The 3236-nt window shown below is 67.3% G+C and carries 4 protein-coding genes; 2 read left to right on the top strand and 2 right to left on the bottom strand.

Annotated features, from left to right (window positions below; genetic code table 11):
• Nucleotides 1-101 precede the first annotated feature (101 nt).
• Complete coding sequence (locus VF697_RS08275) at nt 102-851, top strand: hypothetical protein (protein ID WP_331093012.1); 750 nt, start codon at nt 102-104, stop codon at nt 849-851.
• Between the two features lie 61 nt (nt 852-912).
• Here the strand turns inward: VF697_RS08275 and VF697_RS08270 are convergent, their stop codons facing one another.
• Complete coding sequence (locus VF697_RS08270) at nt 913-1431, bottom strand: 2'-5' RNA ligase family protein (RefSeq protein WP_331093010.1); 519 nt, start codon at nt 1429-1431, stop codon at nt 913-915.
• A 310-nt stretch (nt 1432-1741) separates the two neighbouring features.
• Between VF697_RS08270 and VF697_RS08265 the strand changes: the two genes are divergently transcribed.
• Entirely contained in the window at nt 1742-2953 is a 1212-nt protein-coding gene (locus VF697_RS08265; protein ID WP_331093008.1) for a cytochrome P450, read from the top strand.
• A gap of 75 nt (nt 2954-3028) precedes the next feature.
• Here VF697_RS08265 and VF697_RS08260 read toward each other — a convergent pair.
• Nucleotides 3029-3236: Ig-like domain-containing protein (locus tag VF697_RS08260; RefSeq protein WP_331093007.1), on the bottom strand; the 208-nt coding region annotated here is incomplete at its 5' end.

The raw sequence follows: 3236 nt of genomic DNA, 5'->3' as shown, positions 1-3236 counted from the left end.
ACGGCGCGTCCGCTGGAGGGCCACGTGGGTCACGGGTTTCATTCTTCCTGGGTTTCACGCAGAGTGTGACCTTCACCCGTACCCACGAAAGACTACCCACCATGAAAAAGTGGTTCGCCCCGCTGCTGGCCCTGCTGTTCGTGATGTTGCCCACGCTGGAGGCCCGTGCCGCGGGCTGGTGCAGCACGCGCAACAAGTGCAAGTGGTGGGCAAAGAAGTACACCGCCAACGCCGATGTGCACTGCATCGGCCTGAGCCTGCCCCTCTGCTACCAGCACCAGGGGCACTGTGACTCCGCGAGCGCGAGCTGCAGCTGGCGCTCGTGTCCGGTCGGCGGCGCCAGCGCCTGGGCCTCCAACGGGCCCTCCGGCTGCTACCACGGCGGAAGCCGCACCGGGATGGGCCTCTACGGCACTCCCGCCTCCCTGGAAGGGGGCGACGAGAAGTCCTCGGGCAGTCACGAGGTGCTGAGCCACGCCGTCTTCGATGACCTCAGCCGCAGCATTACCCTCACGCTGGACCGCGGTTACATGACGGCCACCGCCGACACCATGGTGAGCCGCTTCGATGTCTACGTCTTCCGCGAGGACGTCAAGGAGGGCCAGGAGGTGGATGAGCCCGTGCGAACCCCCGAGAACACGCGGTGGCACGGCTCGATCGTCCTCCAGGGCGGGAGGCTGACCGTGGAAGGCTTCGATCCGACGCTGTTCAAGGTCTCCACCGACAGGGCGGGCCTCACCACGGTGACCTTCGCGCAGGTGAAGCAGGTGATCCGCTTCGACGTGAGCGCCGAGGACTTCGAGAACCTCGTCGTCCAGTCGGTCGCGGACGGCAACACCAGCGGCAAGTAGCCTCAACCCCTGACAGGCGAGGGAGACAGGAGCTGAACCTGTCTCCCCTACCCCGTCTCGCTCACGCCGGCTCCTCCTGTCGTGTGAGCGGAAACCGTCCGACCTGCTCCCAGGGGCCGCCCAGGTAGCGCCAGAGGAGCAGCGCCTCACCCTGGCCGTGCCAGGGCACCCAGCGTGCTCCCAGCTCCGCGAAGGCGCGCGCGGCCTCTTCCGGTGGGGCCTTGTTCATCAGCGTGATGTGGGGCCGGAAGGGCTGGCGATCCTGGCGGGTGAGCCAGGCGTCGAAGCTTCGCGCGAGCGAGGCCTGGAGGGGCCCCAGTCCTTCCGCCTCCACCTCCGCCGCCATCCCCCCTCCCAGCCGTCGCAGGCGCGTGAAGGTGAGGGAAATAGGGGGCGTGCGTGCGGCCGCGGCGGCCAGGGCCTCGCGGAGGGTGGGCTCCTCTTCGGGTGGCAGCCGGTGGAAGAGGGAGAGGTGGGCGGGGACCACGTTGCGCTCGGGCGGGAAGTAGCGCCGCCGCAGCTCCTCCAGCCGCGTGAAGGTGGCCTCGTCGAAGCCCAACGTCACCAGGAATGGTGCCACGACCTCTCTCTGCCTCTCCGGCATGTCCTCTGCTCCCTCCCCTGCCCTGGTGCTTCAGCGCTCCTTGTAGGCCGGCTTGCCGCGTTGTGCTGACCCTCGCCATCGATGGTGTGTGTCCCGGACGTCCGTGCGGGCGCCTGTCCCTCCCCTCAGTCTGTTCCGCTTGGACAGGTTAGTCGTGATTTCGTATGCTGGTTCAGCTCTATGAACTCGCGATCAATCGCGGTGCTTCTTGGAGGGCGCTGCCCCCCGCTGAGCCCTGCTTCCGCTCCTGCCGTCCCCCACCTGGAACCCGCACCGGAGAGCACCCATGACCCCTGAAATCAACCTCAAGACCCCTGAGATCCGGGCCGACCCGTACCCGACCTATGCCCGCTTGCGGAAGGAGTCGCCGGTCGTCCTCGTCAAACACCCCATCTTCGGCAAGGCCTACTACCTCACGCGCTACAACGACGTCGTGAGCTCCTTCACGGACCCACGCCTCGCCAATGACCGCCGCAACGTCATGGAGGGCAAGGATCCCCTGGACCGCTGGTGGGTGCCTCAGCTGTTCCGGATCTTCCAGAACAACATGCTCTCCAACGACGCGCCCGATCACCGCCGCCAGCGGGACCTGGTGCACAAGGCCTTCACCCCCCGGCGCGTCGAGGAGATGAAGCAGTCGGTGGAGAAGATCGTGGGCGTGCTGCTCGACGCGGCCCAGAAGAAGCAGACCGTCGATCTCATCGCCGACTTCGCGCTCCCCCTGCCCCTGACGGTCATCTCGGAGATGATGGGCGTTCCCGAGGAGGATCGACTGACGTTCCACCGGCAGATGGGCGGCCTGCTGGACAACCTCACCGGCCCCGTGGGGTTCCTGCTCCAGACACCCAACGCCTTCAACATGATGCGCTTCTTCCGCAAGCTCATCCGCCTGCGCCGGACGGAGCCCCGGGATGACCTGCTCACGGCGCTCGTGCAGGCGGAGGAGCAGGGAGATCGTCTCAGCGAGGAGGAGCTCATCTCCATGATCTTCCTGCTGCTGCTGGCGGGGCATGAGACCACGGTCAACCTCATCGGCAATGGGACGCTGGCGCTCCTGCAACACCCGGAGCAGCTCCAGAAGCTGCGCGAGAATCCCGAGCTGATCGGCTCCGCGGTCGAGGAGCTGCTGCGCTACGGCAACCCCGTCGATCAACCCTCGCCGCGCTTCGCCCGGGAGGACATCCTCCTGGAGGGGCATGTGATTCCCCGGGGAGCCGTGGTGATGCCCCTGCTGGCCTCGGCCAACCGGGATGAAGCGGTGTTCGAGAACGCGGACAGGCTCGACATCACCCGCAAGCCCAACCGCCACGTGGCCTTTGGCATGGGCGTTCACTACTGCCTGGGGGCGCCGTTGGCACGGCTGGAGGGAACCATCGCGCTCCAGCACCTGGTGCGGCGCTTCCCCCAGATGACGCTCGCCGTGCCCGAGAAGCAGCTGCGCTGGCGCGGCTCCGTCGGGCTGCGCGGGCTCAAGGCCTTGCCCCTGCGGCTCGCGTGAAGCGCGGCCCAGCCGCTTCATCACCGCGCTTCTCGTAGAGCTTCTCCTGGGCCGCAACACGGGCACCACGGGCCATCACTGCACGGTCACGAGGACAGGAGCGGACGTGGTGACGTGCCCGGCCGAGTCCTGGGCCGTGACCGTCAGCGTGTGCTGCCCCTTGGGCAACAGCAGGAGGTTCCAGTTCACGCTGTAGGGCTCCGTGGTGTCCGTGCTGATGACCCGGGTGCCGTCGTAGAACACCACCTGGGTCACGGTGAGGTTGTCACTCGCGCTCGCCGTG

It is taken from the genome of Archangium sp. (assembly GCF_036388035.1).
GTDB lineage: Bacteria > Myxococcota > Myxococcia > Myxococcales > Myxococcaceae > Archangium.
The sequence above is the reverse complement of the archived record's forward strand: the minus strand, read 5'-3'. Positions and strand labels throughout refer to the sequence as shown.

Excerpts from the sequence above, each read along its gene's own strand:
- VF697_RS08275 (WP_331093012.1), top strand. The coding sequence starts at position 102 with ATGAAAAAGTGGTTCGCCCCGCTGCTGGCCCTGCTGTTCGTGATGTTG.
- VF697_RS08265 (WP_331093008.1), top strand. The coding sequence starts at position 1,742 with ATGACCCCTGAAATCAACCTCAAGACCCCTGAGATCCGGGCCGACCCG.